The sequence below is a fragment of the Bradyrhizobium sp. McL0616 genome, assembly GCF_049993385.1.
Taxonomy (GTDB): Bacteria; Pseudomonadota; Alphaproteobacteria; order Rhizobiales; family Xanthobacteraceae; genus Bradyrhizobium.
In genome coordinates, this window is record NZ_CP188255.1 from 800874 (window position 1) to 814602 (window position 13729).

At 64.5% G+C, this 13729-nt stretch carries 12 protein-coding genes and 1 pseudogene; 5 read left to right on the top strand and 8 right to left on the bottom strand.

Annotated elements, in window-relative coordinates; translation table 11 throughout:
- Positions 1-11: 11 nt before the first annotated feature.
- Together ubiG and ACPPVR_RS03850 are read left to right on the top strand one after the other, a co-directional pair.
- On the top strand, positions 12-785 hold the full coding sequence (gene ubiG, locus ACPPVR_RS03845; RefSeq protein WP_426612949.1) for a bifunctional 2-polyprenyl-6-hydroxyphenol methylase/3-demethylubiquinol 3-O-methyltransferase UbiG: 774 nt from the start codon (positions 12-14) through the stop codon (positions 783-785).
- Between the two features lie 140 nt (positions 786-925).
- The gene (locus ACPPVR_RS03850; RefSeq protein WP_426612950.1) at positions 926-1825 is read left to right on the top strand and encodes an EamA family transporter; all 900 of its coding nucleotides are present in this window, start codon (positions 926-928) and stop codon (positions 1823-1825) included.
- Between the two features lie 13 nt (positions 1826-1838).
- Here ACPPVR_RS03850 and ACPPVR_RS03855 read toward each other — a convergent pair whose 3' ends face one another.
- From ACPPVR_RS03855 to ACPPVR_RS03870, 4 genes and pseudogenes are all read right to left on the bottom strand, one after another.
- Positions 1839-2324 (bottom strand): DUF1178 family protein, encoded by a 486-nt coding sequence (locus ACPPVR_RS03855; protein ID WP_426612951.1) that lies wholly within the window; start codon positions 2322-2324, stop codon positions 1839-1841.
- Complete coding sequence (locus tag ACPPVR_RS03860; protein WP_426612952.1) at positions 2321-3199, bottom strand: carbon-nitrogen hydrolase family protein; 879 nt, start codon at positions 3197-3199, stop codon at positions 2321-2323. The genes ACPPVR_RS03855 and ACPPVR_RS03860 overlap by 4 nt, the downstream gene beginning before the upstream one ends.
- Positions 3196-3471 (bottom strand): glutaredoxin 3, encoded by a 276-nt coding sequence (gene grxC, locus ACPPVR_RS03865; RefSeq protein WP_426616325.1) that lies wholly within the window; start codon positions 3469-3471, stop codon positions 3196-3198. The genes ACPPVR_RS03860 and grxC overlap by 4 nt, the downstream gene beginning before the upstream one ends.
- Before the next feature lie 47 nt (positions 3472-3518).
- Positions 3519-4306, bottom strand: a pseudogene (locus ACPPVR_RS03870) (ComF family protein).
- Positions 4307-4370: 64 nt separating this feature from the next.
- Between ACPPVR_RS03870 and ACPPVR_RS03875 the strand changes: the two are divergent.
- Positions 4371-5219 (top strand): methyltransferase domain-containing protein, encoded by an 849-nt coding sequence (locus tag ACPPVR_RS03875; RefSeq protein WP_426612953.1) that lies wholly within the window; start codon positions 4371-4373, stop codon positions 5217-5219.
- Positions 5220-5331: 112 nt separating this feature from the next.
- Here the strand turns inward: ACPPVR_RS03875 and ACPPVR_RS03880 are convergent, their stop codons facing one another.
- From ACPPVR_RS03880 to ACPPVR_RS03890, 3 genes are all read right to left on the bottom strand, one after another.
- Complete coding sequence (locus tag ACPPVR_RS03880; RefSeq protein ID WP_426612954.1) at positions 5332-5742, bottom strand: (deoxy)nucleoside triphosphate pyrophosphohydrolase; 411 nt, start codon at positions 5740-5742, stop codon at positions 5332-5334.
- A 10-nt stretch (positions 5743-5752) separates the two neighbouring features.
- Positions 5753-6994 (bottom strand): bifunctional glutamate N-acetyltransferase/amino-acid acetyltransferase ArgJ, encoded by a 1242-nt coding sequence (gene argJ, locus ACPPVR_RS03885; protein ID WP_426612955.1) that lies wholly within the window; start codon positions 6992-6994, stop codon positions 5753-5755.
- A 104-nt stretch (positions 6995-7098) separates the two neighbouring features.
- Positions 7099-8031 (bottom strand): peptidylprolyl isomerase, encoded by a 933-nt coding sequence (locus ACPPVR_RS03890; protein ID WP_426612956.1) that lies wholly within the window; start codon positions 8029-8031, stop codon positions 7099-7101.
- A 354-nt stretch (positions 8032-8385) separates the two neighbouring features.
- On the opposite strand from ACPPVR_RS03890, the gene secA reads away from it, so the two are divergent.
- Together secA and ACPPVR_RS03900 are read left to right on the top strand one after the other, a co-directional pair.
- Positions 8386-11226, top strand: coding sequence for a preprotein translocase subunit SecA (secA, locus tag ACPPVR_RS03895; protein WP_426612957.1), 2841 nt, complete (start codon positions 8386-8388; stop codon positions 11224-11226).
- A gap of 157 nt (positions 11227-11383) precedes the next feature.
- Positions 11384-11767, top strand: a complete 384-nt coding sequence (locus tag ACPPVR_RS03900) for a hypothetical protein (protein WP_426612958.1) — start codon at positions 11384-11386, stop codon at positions 11765-11767.
- A gap of 184 nt (positions 11768-11951) precedes the next feature.
- Here the strand turns inward: ACPPVR_RS03900 and ACPPVR_RS03905 are convergent, their stop codons facing one another.
- The gene (locus tag ACPPVR_RS03905) at positions 11952-13436 is read right to left on the bottom strand and encodes a L,D-transpeptidase family protein (RefSeq protein ID WP_426612959.1); all 1485 of its coding nucleotides are present in this window, start codon (positions 13434-13436) and stop codon (positions 11952-11954) included.
- Between the last annotated feature and the right edge of the window lie 293 nt (positions 13437-13729).

Genomic DNA, 13729 nt, shown 5'->3' on the forward strand with positions numbered 1-13729 from the left:
CGCGCGTAACCATGAGCATGCAGCAAAATACTTCCGCAGCCGAAAGCGCCCAGTCGGGCTCGACCGTCGACGCCGCCGAGATCGCAAAATTCTCAAAACTCTCGGCCGAGTGGTGGGACCCCAAGGGCAAGATGGCCCCGCTGCACCGGATCAATCCGTTGCGGCTCGGCTATATCCGCGACGCCGCTTGCCGCAAGTTCGAGCGCAATGTGCGCAGCCTCAACTGCCTGGGCGGCCTGCGCGTGCTCGACATTGGCTGCGGCGCCGGCCTGTTGTGCGAACCGCTGTCGCGGCTGGGCGCGCAGGTCATCGGTGTGGATCCGTCGGTCAGCAACATCGCGGCCGCCAAGCTGCATGCCGACAAAGGGCATCTGTCGATCGACTACCGCTGCACCACAGTCGAGGAGATCGACCCGCGCGAGCGCTTCGACATCGTGCTGGCGATGGAAGTGGTCGAGCATGTCGTTGATGTCGGCGTTTTCCTGAAGCGCTGCGCGGCGATGCTGAAGCCGAATGGACTGATGGTGGTCTCGACCCTGAACCGGAACTGGAAGAGCTTTGCGCTCGCCATCGTCGGCGCCGAATACGTGCTGCGCTGGCTGCCGCGCGGCACACATGAATGGAACAAGTTCGTCACCCCGGACGAACTGACGAAATACCTTTTGGACAACCGCCTCGTCATCACCGAGCAGACCGGCGTCGTCTACAGCCCCTTCGCCGACAAATGGACCCTCTCGTCGGACATGGACGTGAACTACATGGTCGTGGCGGAAGGAATGGTGTGAGGCGTTGCTGCAAGTAGTGGCCTTCGCCGGGACGACACTGAGTTTGTTGCGCGAACATCGCTCCCATGACGTTCGTGTGGTTGACCCGTTAAACAGCTAGCGGCAGGTTGCCTCAACAGCTCTCCAACCACCCCCACCCCATGCTCACCGTCACCAGCCTCTGGATTCCCTTCACCATCATTGCCGCGTCCGGGCAGGTCGCGCGCAATGCAATGCAGCGGTCGCTGACGAAGCCGCTGGGGACATGGGGTGCGACCAATATCCGCTTCCTGTTCGGCTTCCCGTTCTCGGTGCTGTTTCTCGCGGTGGCGCTGATCGCCTCCGGCGATCATATCGGCATGCCGCCGTCGGTGTTCTGGCCGTGGCTGCTGCTCGGCGCGCTCAGCCAGATCGTCGCCACGGGCCTGATGCTGCTCGCGATGAACGATCGCTCTTTCGTGGTGACGACGGCCTATTTGAAGACCGAGGCGATCCAGACCGCGATCTTCGGCTTCGTCTTCCTCGGCGATCACCTGACATGGCTCAAGGTGCTGGCGATCGTGATCGCGACGATCGGCGTCATCATCACCGCGCTCAGGCCCGGCGGCGAGAAGAGCTTTGCCGAACTGAAGCCGACTATCACCGGCCTCGTCGCGGCCGCGGCGTTCGCGCTCTCTGCAGTTGGCTTCCGCGGCGCCATCATCAACGTACCGGGCGTGTCCTTTGTGACGGCGGCATCGTTCACGCTGGTGCTCGGCCTGTTCGTGCAGACGCTGATTTTGACGATCTATCTGCTCTGGCGCGCGCCAAAAGTGCTTCAGGCGATCTTGGGGCTGTGGAAGCCGTCGCTGCTCGCCGGCTTCATGGGCGCCTTCGCCTCGCAGTTCTGGTTCCTGGCGTTCGCGCTGACAGCCGCCGCCAATGTCCGCACGCTCGCCTTGATCGAGGTGCTGTTCGCGCAAGCGGTGGCGTACTACTCGTTCAAGCAGCCGATCGCGCCGCGCGAAATATTCGGCATCGTGCTGATCGTGGTCGGCGTGGCGTTGCTGGTGGGATTCTGACGCGCCTCGCGCGTCAGTTCCGGTCTTCCGGCAGCGTCGGCAGCGGCGACACTTCAATGCCTTCGTCGATCAGCGACTTCGCCTCGTCCGGCGAGGCCTCGCCATAGATCGGACGGTGCTCCTTGTCGCCGTAATGCATTGCGCGGGCTTCGTTCGCAAAACGCTCGCCGACGTTGTCGGCGTTCTTCACGATGTGATCGCGCAGCTCTTTCAGCTTGGTGCGAAGCTCTCGTTCCTGCGCCATCATCAGTGAGGTCGATCCGGTCGGCGACGCCTCCGGCGTGGTGGTCGTGGTGACGGGCTCCGGCGGAGGCGTTGCGGGTCCGCGCCCCTTCTTGCCAACGATGCGCGGGGCCATAATGGCTTTGTCGACCTTGGCCGAGCCGCAGATCGGGCAGGTCACCAGCTTGCGCTTCACCTGCGAATCATAGGCCGACGAGCTCTGGAACCAGCTCTCGAAGGCGTGGTCGTGGTCGCAGTGGAGCGCGTAGCGGATCATGCCGATCCCCGCACCAGATGCAGATGGTCCGGCCCGGCCTTGGGGTCGGCGACGCCGAAGCGGCGGCCGTGCTGGAGCGACGGAATCGCCCGGCGCGCGGTCTCGACCTTGGCCGGGTCGATCTTCGCCATGATGATGCCGGGCTCGACGTCGCCCTCGGCGAGGATTTCGCCCCAGGGATCGATGATCAGCGAATGGCCGAACGTCTCGCGCTTGTTCTCGTGCAGACCGGCCTGCGCCGCCGCAAAGATGAAGCAGCCGGTCTCGATCGCGCGCGAACGCAGCAATATGTGCCAATGCGCTTCGCCGGTTTTACGGGTGAAGGCCGAAGGCACGGTGATGAAGTAAGCGCCGCTTTCAGCCAGCGCGCGGTAGAGCGCGGGGAAGCGCACATCGTAGCAGATCGTCAGCCCGACCCGGCCCCAGGGCAGGTCGGAAATCACGGCGGTCTCGCCCGGCTGGTAATTGGCGGATTCGCGATAGCTCTCGCCGTCCGGCAGCTCGATGTCGAACATGTGGATCTTGTCGTAGCTCGCGAGCACATCGCCCTCGGGCCCGATCAGGAAGGAGCGGTTCACCGCTTTTTCCTCCGAGAAGCGCAGCGCCAGCGAGCCGACATGGATGTGGATCTTCAGCTCGGCCGCGAGCGCGCGGTAGGCTTTCAGCGAGGCGTCGCTCTCTTCGCTCTGGAGATGTTCGAACAGCGCCTTGCGGTTCAGCTGCATCATGTTGCTGACTTCGGGTGTCTGCACATAGTCGGCGCCATTGGCGGCCGCCTGCCGGATCAGCTTGGTGGCCTGCGCGAGGCTCGGCTCGGGCATCAGGCCGGTACGCATTTGGATCATGGCGGCAGTGAAGGTGCGATTCTCGCTCATGATACGGCCTTCACGCTCTCGAGCATGGCGTCGAGCTTGCCTTCGCGATCGAGTGCGTAGAGGTCGTCGCAGCCGCCGATATGGGTTCCGCCGATCCAGATCTGTGGGAAGGTCGAGTCTTCGCCGGCGCGATCGTACATCTCGTCGCGCCATGACGGGTTCTTGGCGACATCGAATTCCGTGAAGCTCGCCTTCTTGCGGGTCAAAAGCGACCGGGCGGCGGAACAATAGCCGCAGCCCGGCCTGGTGTAGATCTCGACGGCAGCGTTCATGGCGTCCAGCGCTTTCATGTCGTGAATTCGTTGAATTATATGGGAGTTTACCGGCTTTGGACAACCCGGGCAAAGACCAGCACGTCGACTTGGCGCGAAGCAAGGCCCGCGCGCAGGCATCCAGCGTCGCGCCGGAGGTCAAGACGTCATCGACCAGGACGATACGCCGGCCCTGGACCTCGGCCTGACGGTCGGGGGATACCTGGAATGCGCCCTGCACATTGGTGGCGCGCTGGGCCCGCGACAGGCCGATCTGCTGCTCGGTGGCACGCACACGCCGCAGCACCTCACCCCGCACCCTCACGCCGCTCTGCCGCTCGATGATGCGCGCCAGCGCCCCGGACTGGTTGTAGCGGCGCCGCCAGGCCCGGCGCCAATGCAGGGGAACAGGCACTAGCATGTCGGCGTCCGCGAGCAGCTCACCACCCGCGCGCGCCATCCAGCGGCCCATGGCGGGCGCCAGATCGGTGCGGTCCTGATATTTCAGCGCGTGCACCAGCGTGCGCGCGACGTCATCATAGCGCACCGCCGCCCGCGCCCGCTGGTAGGCCGGCGGGCTCGCGATCGCTTCCATCGACAGCATGTCGGGGCCGGGGTCGTAGACGAAGGGAATGCCGAGCCGCGGGCAAAAAGGCGGAGCGATGAACGACAGCTTGGCCCAGCACGCCGCGCACACGCCTTCGCCATCGACCGGCTCGCGGCAGGACACGCATAAGGTCGGCAGCGCAATGTCGAGCGCGAGCCGCGCTGCGCGCGACAGCACGTGGCGGCCGGCGGTCCATGTGGCACGGAAGGGTGCGGCGATGGAGCGGGAGGGGGCAGTGTCGGCTTCCATGGGGGAAGGCTAACGTCACCCGCAGTGGATTGCCAGAACCGTCGTGATCGGCGTAACCACCAGCATGGCCACAAACCAACAAACCCCGCCCGCTTTGTTCGATCGTGCGTTGCTGCACGCGCGGCAGCAGCGCGCGCGTGCGCAGGGCGAGGTTACATTTCTGCTGGATCGTGTCACCGAGGACATGTCCGACCGGTTGGCCGCCGTGATGCGGGAGTTTGGCGCTGCAGCCGATCTCTGGACGCCCGGCGAGGGGCTGGCGACGCTGCGCGCACGGTTGCCGTCATTTCAGCGGATCGCGCTTGGCGAAACCGGAGAGGAGAGGCTGCCCTTCGCGCCCGAAAGCCTCGATCTCGTCGTCTCGGCGCTGGCGCTGCAATTCGTCAACGATCTGCCGGGCGTGATGGCGCAGATCCGTCGCGCGCTGAAGCCGGATGGGCTCTTGCTGGCGGCGATGATCGGCGGCGACAGTTTGACGGAGCTGCGCCAGGCCTTTGCCGCGGCGGAGGCCGAATGCGAGGGCGGGGTGTCGCCGCGCGTGGCGCCGTTCGCTGATCTGCGCGATATCGGCGCGCTATTGCAGCGGGCGGGCTTTGCGCTGCCGGTCACCGACGTCGACCGTGTTGTGGTGCGTTATTCCAACGCATTCGCACTGATGCAGGATCTTCGCCGCATGGGCGCGGCCAATGTGCTGATCGAGCGTCGGCGCACATTGAGCCGGCGCGCGACGTTGCTGCGGATGGCCGAGATCTATGCCGAACGCTTTGCCGATGCCGACGGCCGCATCCGCGCGACGTTCGACATCATCTGGCTCTCCGGCTGGGCGCCGCATGCGAGCCAGCAACAGCCGTTGAAGCCCGGCTCGGCCAAAGCGAGCCTGGCGGAGGCGGTGAAGAAGGCGGGGGAGATTTGATCCTCATGGTGAGGAGGCGCGTCAGCGCCGTCTCGAACCATAAAGGCCACGCTCTTGGCATGCGGCCATCCGTCGAGACGCGCGTTCCGCGCTCCTCAGGATGAGGTCCGCGTCACATCAGCAAATCAATCAAATGCGGGATCAGCGGAATGTCCGCGGGCGGCATCGGGTAGTCGCGCAGCTTGTTGGCGCGGACCCATGCGAGGGTCTGGCCTTCGCGCGGCGTGACCTGGCCCTCCCAGCGCCGGCAGATGTAGAGCGGCATCAACAGATGAAAGGTCTCGTAGGCGTGGCTCGCAAAGGTCAGCGGCGCGAGGCACGACTCGGCGACTGTGATGCCGAGCTCCTCGTGGAGTTCGCGGATGAGGCTCTGTTCCGGCCGCTCGCCGGGCTCACACTTGCCGCCGGGAAACTCCCACAGGCCGGCCAGCGTCTTGCCCTCGGGGCGCTGCGCGATCAGCACGCGCTTGTCGGCGTCGACAAGCGCGCAGGCCACCACCAGTGTCAGTTTGAGATCGGCCATCGGCTTTCAGCTACGACCTGTAATCCCCGTTGATCGCCACATATTCCTTGGTGAGGTCGCAGGTCAGCACGCGGTCGCGGCCCTTGCCGAGACCGAGCGAGACCTTGATCGCGATCTCCGGGGCCTTCATCGCTTCCGACACCTGCGCCTCGTCATAGGACGGATCGCGCGCGCCGCTCTTGGCAACGCGGATGCCGTTGAAGGCGATCGAGAGCTTGTCGCGATCGGCCGGCTCGCCGGCCTTGCCGACCGCCATCACCACACGGCCCCAATTGGCGTCTTCGCCGGCGATTGCGGTCTTCACCAGCGGCGAATTGGCAATCGACATCGCGATCTTGCGTGCGGAGGCTTTGGTCTTGGCGCCCTCGACCGTGATCTCGACCAGCTTGCGGGCGCCTTCGCCGTCGCGCGCCACCTGCTCGGCGAGGTTGGCGAGCACCTGGTTGAACGCCTTGACGAAAGCCTTCAGGCGCGGATCGCTGGCACGGCTGATTTTCGGTGCACCGTGCTCGGCGGCGGCGCCCGTCGCGAAGGCCAGCAGCGTGTCGGAGGTCGAGGTGTCGCCGTCGATCGTCACCGCGTTGAAAGTGTCCTCGACGCCGCTCTTGAGCAGCGCCTGGAGCGCGGCGGGCGCGATCGGCGCGTCGGTGAAGATGAACGACAGCATCGTCGCCATGTCCGGCGCGATCATGCCGGCGCCCTTGGCCATGCCGTTGATGGTGACCTTGGCCTTGCCGAGCTTGACGGTGGCGGTCGCGACCTTCGGGAAGGTGTCGGTGGTCATGATTGCCTTCGCCGCGGTCAGATAATCGCCGGGCTCGGCACTTTCGGCGAGACGGCCGAGCACGCCGTCGAACTTGGTCGCGTCCAGCGGCTCGCCGATCACACCGGTCGAGGCCAGGAAGATCTCGCTCTCGCTGCATCCGACGGCCTTGGCGGCGATCTTCGCGGTCATCGCGGTGGAACCGCGGCCGGTCTTGCCGGTGAAGGCGTTGGCATTGCCGGAATTGACGACGAGGGCCCGCGCCTTGCCGCCTTTGAGTTTTGCACGGCACCATTCCACCGGCGCGGACGGGCACTTCGATTTGGTGAAGACGCCGGCGACCGAGGTGCCCTTGTCCATCACCGCCAGCAGCACGTCGGTGCGGTTCTTGTAGCGGATGCCCGCCTCAGCCGTCGCGAGACGGACGCCCGCGATTACAGGCATGTCGGGAACAGATTTGGGGGCGAGCGGGGAGACGGAGGAGGACATCGGAGGTAGCGCCTTGGTGAGGTCTGGACATGCAGATGGCCGGGCGATGCCCGGCCATTGCGATGCTTAGATACTCTTGGCGTCACCGAAGTGACAGCAAATTCTCACTTCTTGGCGGGGGGCGCCATCTTGCTGTCGGACGGCTTCGCATCGGACGGCTTGGCCGCGTCGGCGGGCTTGGCGTCCTTGGCCGCATCCGCCGGCTGGTCCAGGCGCTCGACCTTGGCCTCGGCGCGCAGCTTGGCGACATAGTCGGCCTGGGCCTTGCGGGTGACGTACTGCTCGATCTGGGCCCTGACCTGCTCGAAGTCCGGCGCCTTGCGGTTGCGCTTTTCCTCGACCTTGATGACGTGCCAGCCGAACTGCGACTTCACGGGGTCGGAGATCTTGCCCGGCTCGAGCGCGAAGGCGACGGCGGAGAATTCCGGCACCATCTGCTCCTTGGTGAAGAAGCCGAGGTCGCCGCCGTCGGCGGAACCCGGATCCTTCGACTTCTTCTTGGCGAGCTCGGCGAAATCGGCACCCTTGTCGAGCTCGGCCTTCACCGCCTTGGCCTCGTCCTCGGTCTCGACCAGGATGTGGCGGGCGCGCACTTCCTGCTCGCCGGTGATCTGCTTGGAGGCCTCCTCATAGACCTTCTTCATGGCATCGTCGGTGGTCGCGGCCTTGCCTTCCTGGGCAAGCAGGCTGTCCATCAGCAGGCGGTTGCGGGCGAACGCGATGCGCTTCTTGAACTCCTCGCCGTCGGCGACCTTCTTGTCCTCGGCGGCCTTGGCCACGATCTTCATGTCGATCAGGAAGGACAGGACGTTATCGTCCTTGGTCGCCGGATCCATCTGGGCGAGGCTCGGTCCGAGTTCCTCCTCGGCCATGGCAACGTCGCTCTTCTTGATGTCCACGCCATTGACCTTCGCCAGCACCGGATCGTCGGCAGCCCGGCCGGGACCTGCGATCAGCGCCAGCGCAAGGCAGCCCGCGAGGGCGGTGGCGAGGCCGAAGCGCAGGCCGGTTTTGGTTACCGGGAACGAGGTGGTCATGGAAAATCCTTTTGTTGAAGCAGGGGGCTTCTCGAGCGGGGCGGACACTCGCCCAATTCAGGGGGGCTTGGCAACGCGAAAAGTCTGTCAAAATGATGAATTAGCCGCAATGCGGCCGCCGTTGACAAGGCACTGACCGGGCCATATCTCTGCCCGGTCGCGACCATGGCGATGGCGTTTATTTTGCTGCGTTTTTGGCCGTTGAACCCAGGCTAGCCCAATTCCCACCCATATGGCGGATGACCCCCCGCAGTCCGGGCTCTGATGCCAACAGGCGTCACGGTGAGTTGATAGGCAAGCGGGTGACAACCTTTCGGCTGCAACGCGGTTAAATCGCGAACACAGGAACTAGGCATGATCGGCGCGCTCGCCCGCAAGTTTTTCGGCTCCGCCAACGACCGGCGGGTGAAGGGATATCAGTCCCGCGTCAGCGCGATCAACGCGCTGGAGGACGAGGTCATCAAGCTCTCCGACGAGGAGCTCAAGGCCCGTACCGCTGACTTCAAGAAGCAGCTTGCCGAGGGCAAAACGCTCGACGACCTGCTGGTGCCGGCCTTCGCCACCGTGCGCGAGGCCGCCAAGCGCACGCTCGGCCAGCGCCATTTCGACGTCCAGCTGCTCGGTGGCATGGTGCTGCATGAGGGCGACATCGCCGAGATGAAGACCGGCGAAGGCAAGACGCTGGTTGCAACGCTTGCGGTCTATCTCAACGCGCTGGCCGGCAAGGGCATCCACGTCGTCACCGTCAACGACTACCTCGCCCGCCGCGACTCCGCCTGGATGGGCCAGATCTACGGCTTCCTCGGCATGACGACGGGCGTGATCGTCCACGGCCTCGACGATTCCGAGCGCAAGGCCGCCTATGCCTGCGACATCACCTACGGCACCAACAACGAATACGGCTTCGACTATCTGCGCGACAACATGAAGTACCGGCTCGAGGACATGGTCCAGCGGCCGCACTTCTACGCGATCGTCGACGAAGTCGACTCCATCCTGATCGACGAAGCGCGTACGCCGCTGATCATTTCCGGCCCGCTCGACGACCGTTCGGACTTCTACAACACCATCGACGGCTTCCTGCCCAAGCTCGACAAGACCGACTACGAGGTCGACGAGAAGCAGCGCACGGTGACGCTGACCGAAGCCGGCATGGAGAAGATCGAGACGCTGCTGCGCGACGCCGGCCAGCTCAAGGGCGAATCGCTCTACGACGTCGAGAACGTCTCCGTCGTGCATCACATCAACCAGGCGCTGCGTGCCCACACGCTGTTCACGCGCGACAAGGACTACATCGTCCGCGACGACGAAGTCATCATCATCGACGAGTTCACCGGACGCATGATGCAGGGCCGCCGCTATTCCGAAGGCCTGCACCAGGCGCTGGAAGCCAAGGAGCATGTGCAGGTTCAGCCGGAGAACCAGACGCTGGCCTCGATCACGTTCCAGAACTATTTCCGGATGTATGAAAAGCTCGCCGGCATGACCGGCACGGCGTTGACCGAAGCTGACGAACTCTTTGACATCTACAAGCTCGAAGTCGTGGAGATCCCGACCAACGTGCCGGTAGGACGCCTCGACGAGGACGACGAGGTCTATCGCACCCAGAAGGAAAAATACGTCGCCATCCTCGCCGAGATCGAGCGCGCCAATTCGCGGCTCCAGCCGGTGCTGGTCGGCACCGCGTCGATCGAGAAGTCGGAAGTGCTCGCTGAATTCCTCAAGCAGAACGGCTATAAGCAGATCGATTTCGGCAAAGAGAACGCGCTCGACAAGCTCTATGCCGCGGCGCGCGCCGGCAAGCAGGCCAAGCTGTTCGCGGTGCTGAACGCGCGCTTCCACGAGCAGGAAGCCTATATCGTCGCGGAAGCCGGCGTGCCCGGCGCGATCACGATCGCGACCAACATGGCCGGCCGCGGTACCGACATCAAGCTCGGCGGCTCGCTCGAGATGCGCATCCCGAAGGAAACTGCGGGCATCGAGGACGAGGCCGAGAAGGCCAAGAAGATCGAACAGATCAAGGCCGACGTCGAGCGCTTCCGCGAGATCGTGCTGAAGGCCGAGGAGACCGTCGAGATCGAGCCGGCAAAGGGCAACAAGCCCGCCAAGACCGTGACGAAGCCCGGCGGCCTCTACATCATGGGCTCCGAGCGCCACGAATCCCGCCGCATCGACAACCAGCTCCGCGGCCGTTCCGGCCGTCAGGGCGATCCTGGCCGCTCGAAGTTCTTCCTGTCGCTGGAAGACGATCTGATGCGCATCTTCGGCTCGGATCGCCTCGACAGCATGCTCCAGCGTCTCGGCCTGCAAGAGGGCGAGGCCATCATCCATCCCTGGATCAACAAGGCGCTGGAGAAGGCGCAGCAGAAGGTCGAAGCCCGCAACTTCGACATCCGCAAGAACTTGCTCAAGTTCGACAACGTCCAGAACGACCAGCGCAAGGTGATCTTCGACCAGCGCGTCGACCTGATGAAGGACGACAGCGTCGCCGAGACCGTCACCGACATGCGCCACGCCTTCATCGACGACCTCGTCGCCAAGCACGTGCCCGAGCATGCCTATGCCGAGCAGTGGGACGTCGCCGGCCTGAAGGAAGAGCTGAAGCGCGTGCTCGATCTCGACCTGCCGGTGCAGGACTGGGCCAAGGAAGAGGGCATCGCCGACGAGGAGCTGCTCACGCGCATCGAGACGCGCGCCGACGAGCACATGGCCGCCAAGGTCGGGCAATGGGGTCCCGACGTGATGCGTTACGTCGAGAAGACCATTCTGCTCCAGACGCTCGACCATCTCTGGCGCGAGCATCTGATCATGCTCGACCATCTGCGTCAGGTCATCGGCCTGCGCGGCTACGGCCAGCGCGATCCGCTGCAGGAGTACAAGACCGAGGCGTTCAATCTCTTCCAGGAGATGAGCGCGCATCTGCGCGAGGCCGTCACCGCGCAGCTGATGCGGGTCGAGATCGTTCCGCCGGAGCAGGAGGCGCCCATCTTGCCGCCGATGGAAGCGCACAAGTTCGACCCGAACACCGGCGAAGACGAAATGGCCATCGCCAACGTCTCGCTCGCCCCGCAGGCCACCGACGCAGCGCTGCGCGATCCGAAGAACCCGGCAAGCTGGGGCAAGATCGGCCGCAACGAGGACTGCCCGTGTGGGAGCGGCAAGAAGTACAAGCACTGCCACGGGCGGTACGGCTAGCCGCTGAGCTTCGCGGTCGTCGCACATTCCGCTGTCGTCCCGGCCTTCGCCTGGCCTTCGCCGGGACGCATACCGCGGAATCTATCGAGAGTACGCGGTCGTTTTACCGGGTGAAGAAGCGCAACGAGCAGCCTTCGCCAAACCCAATTTTGTGGCTATGGGTCGCTATGGCCGCAGCCAGGTCCTGTTCGACGTCAACCTCGGCATTCCCTGGCGTGGCCGCGTCGCCGTGCTCGGGCGTAACGGCGCCGGCAAGACTACGCTGATGAAGACCATCGGCCGCGCCATGCTGGGCGATCCAAAGCTCCTGCTGCTGGACGAGCCGACCGAAGGCGTCTGGATCGGCGTGATCGAGGAGATCACCGAGCGCCTGATCGAGCTCGCGAAGAACATCGCCGTCATCATCGTCGAGCAACACCTCGACCTCGCGCTCCGCGTCGCGGACTATGCCTATGTGCTGGACCGCGGCCGCGTGGCGCTACAGGGGGCTGCGGAGGAGGTGCGAAGCAGTCCGGACCTGTTGCGGTATCTGGCGCCATAGTGGTGTTTGTCGCTTCGGCGTGTGTTCCGCCGGGCGCACCGCACTAGCTCCGTCGCCGTTCGAGGACCGCTGAAGAAGCGGCCACCTCGAGCGACAACGGCTTTGCCGTTGCGCGGAGGTCACGGTGAAACGTTGAGTGTAAGGCCTGAATTGAATGAGCCGACCGCGTCGAGTGCGGCCGATCTCACTTCATCGCCGAAAAGCGGTTGTCGAACGAATTTGCCGGCACCACGGGCGCAGCACCCGCGAATTGGCTGTCGCTGCTGGCGGCGCCATCCGACACCGACGGCTTCAGCGCCGGACGCGTTGCTGCAAGGCGCGTATCGGGCTTGGCCGGCTCAGCGGGCTTCACGGCGACGACTGACTTCGGCGCCTGCGGCTGCGGGGCGGGTTTTGCCGCGGCGACGGCCGGCTTGGCAGGCGCTGCCGTAGCTGGCGGCGGAGCCGATGCGGTCGCCGTCGTGTCCGCGGTGCCTAGGCCCATCTTGCGCGCGAGGCCGGAGAAGAAGCCGGATTTCTCGGCTGGCTGGGCCGTGGCGACGCGCATATTCGCGGTCGGCGCGGCGACGGCCACGACCGGCTCTTCCTGCGTAGCGGCCGCAGTTGCCGCGAAATTCGGCTTGGGCGGATTGACGGTGCCGGGGATCGTGCCCGGCGCGCGCGACATCGCCAGCATCTGCAGCGTCGAGCCTTCGGCTTCCTCCGACAGGCCGGTCGAGCCCTCCGGAATCTTCGCGGCGAAGATCTTGTTCATGCCGCCGTCGATGCCGGTGTTCATGCGCGCCACCGGTGTGCCCTTGGAGACGAGCTTGTTGTACTCGGCCTGGTCGCGCTCTTCCTTCTCGCGCACGGCGCTGGCGATATTCTCGGGGATCACATAGGCCGGGCACTTTGCCGACGCGTCGAACACGGGATCACGCTTGGCGTCGGGCGCTTTCGTCGCGTCGAAGACGTACTTCTTCTCGCAGAAATCGACCTTCGGCTCCTGTCGCGTCACCTCGAAATGATCATAGCCTTCCTTGATCATCTTCCAGAACGCCATGTTCGGATTGTTGCGGTGCTTGGCCATGTTCACCGGCGTCATCTTGAACGGATAGGCCTGGAACTGGAACGCCTTCTGGCCGCCGAAGAAGGACTCGCGGCCCATCGAATAGATCTCGGCGATCTGCTCGTCGGTCATCGCGTAGCAGCCGCGCGAGGAGCAATCACCGTGCACCATCAGCTGCGAGCCGGTGCGGCCGAGTGCGCGGTCGAACGCGTTGGGAAAGCCGGTGTTGAACGAGAGGTAATAGGCCGACTGCGGATTCATCTGGCCGGGATTGATCGAGTAGAATCCCTCCGGCGCCTGGCGGTCGCCTTCACGTACCTTCGGACCGAGATCGCCGGACCAGCGGCAGATCGGATAGGTTTTGAGCAGCGCGAACTGGCCGGAGCGGGTCTGCTTCCAGATCTCGAGCTCGGCCTCCTGCTTGAACAGGCGGACCAGGATCGGCGATTGCAGATCCATGTCCTTCTCGACCATCGCGGCGAGAAGCTTTGGCGTGACCGGCTGATTGGCCTTGGCGTTGGTCGCGAGCGAGACCTGATCGGTGTCGCAGCCGGCCAGCACAACACTGGCGGCAAGCGCAACCGAAGCCAAAATCGCGCGAGCAAGCGAGCTAGCAGTCAAGACGAACCCCACAACGTTCCGGGCAAGGCTCGAAAACCCCGATCCTGAGCCTGGTCAAACCATCGATGCGAGACCGGCATCGACGGTGTTTCGGTGACCAAACTCCGAGCCTTATGCCCTGAAGCCATTGATTAAAATTCTAACCTCTGGGCGATGGGGTCGCAACCCGACCGAGGATCACGAGCCCGTTGGCCCAGTGGCATGGTCAACAGAGACTAAACTTGGACGCTAGTTGAGGCCTTACTTGGGCCTTACAGCCCGAATGGCACTGAGATCGCTGATTTGGGCAAAAA

Coding starts and splice junctions, on each gene's coding strand:
- ubiG (WP_426612949.1), top strand. CDS start 12: ATGAGCATGCAGCAAAATACTTCCGCAGCCGAAAGCGCCCAGTCGGGC.
- ACPPVR_RS03850 (WP_426612950.1), top strand. CDS start 926: ATGCTCACCGTCACCAGCCTCTGGATTCCCTTCACCATCATTGCCGCG.
- ACPPVR_RS03855 (WP_426612951.1), bottom strand. CDS start 2,324: ATGATCCGCTACGCGCTCCACTGCGACCACGACCACGCCTTCGAGAGC.
- ACPPVR_RS03860 (WP_426612952.1), bottom strand. CDS start 3,199: ATGAGCGAGAATCGCACCTTCACTGCCGCCATGATCCAAATGCGTACC.
- grxC (WP_426616325.1), bottom strand. CDS start 3,471: ATGAACGCTGCCGTCGAGATCTACACCAGGCCGGGCTGCGGCTATTGT.
- ACPPVR_RS03875 (WP_426612953.1), top strand. CDS start 4,371: ATGGCCACAAACCAACAAACCCCGCCCGCTTTGTTCGATCGTGCGTTG.
- ACPPVR_RS03880 (WP_426612954.1), bottom strand. CDS start 5,742: ATGGCCGATCTCAAACTGACACTGGTGGTGGCCTGCGCGCTTGTCGAC.
- argJ (WP_426612955.1), bottom strand. CDS start 6,994: ATGTCCTCCTCCGTCTCCCCGCTCGCCCCCAAATCTGTTCCCGACATG.
- ACPPVR_RS03890 (WP_426612956.1), bottom strand. CDS start 8,031: ATGACCACCTCGTTCCCGGTAACCAAAACCGGCCTGCGCTTCGGCCTC.
- secA (WP_426612957.1), top strand. CDS start 8,386: ATGATCGGCGCGCTCGCCCGCAAGTTTTTCGGCTCCGCCAACGACCGG.
- ACPPVR_RS03900 (WP_426612958.1), top strand. CDS start 11,384: ATGGGTCGCTATGGCCGCAGCCAGGTCCTGTTCGACGTCAACCTCGGC.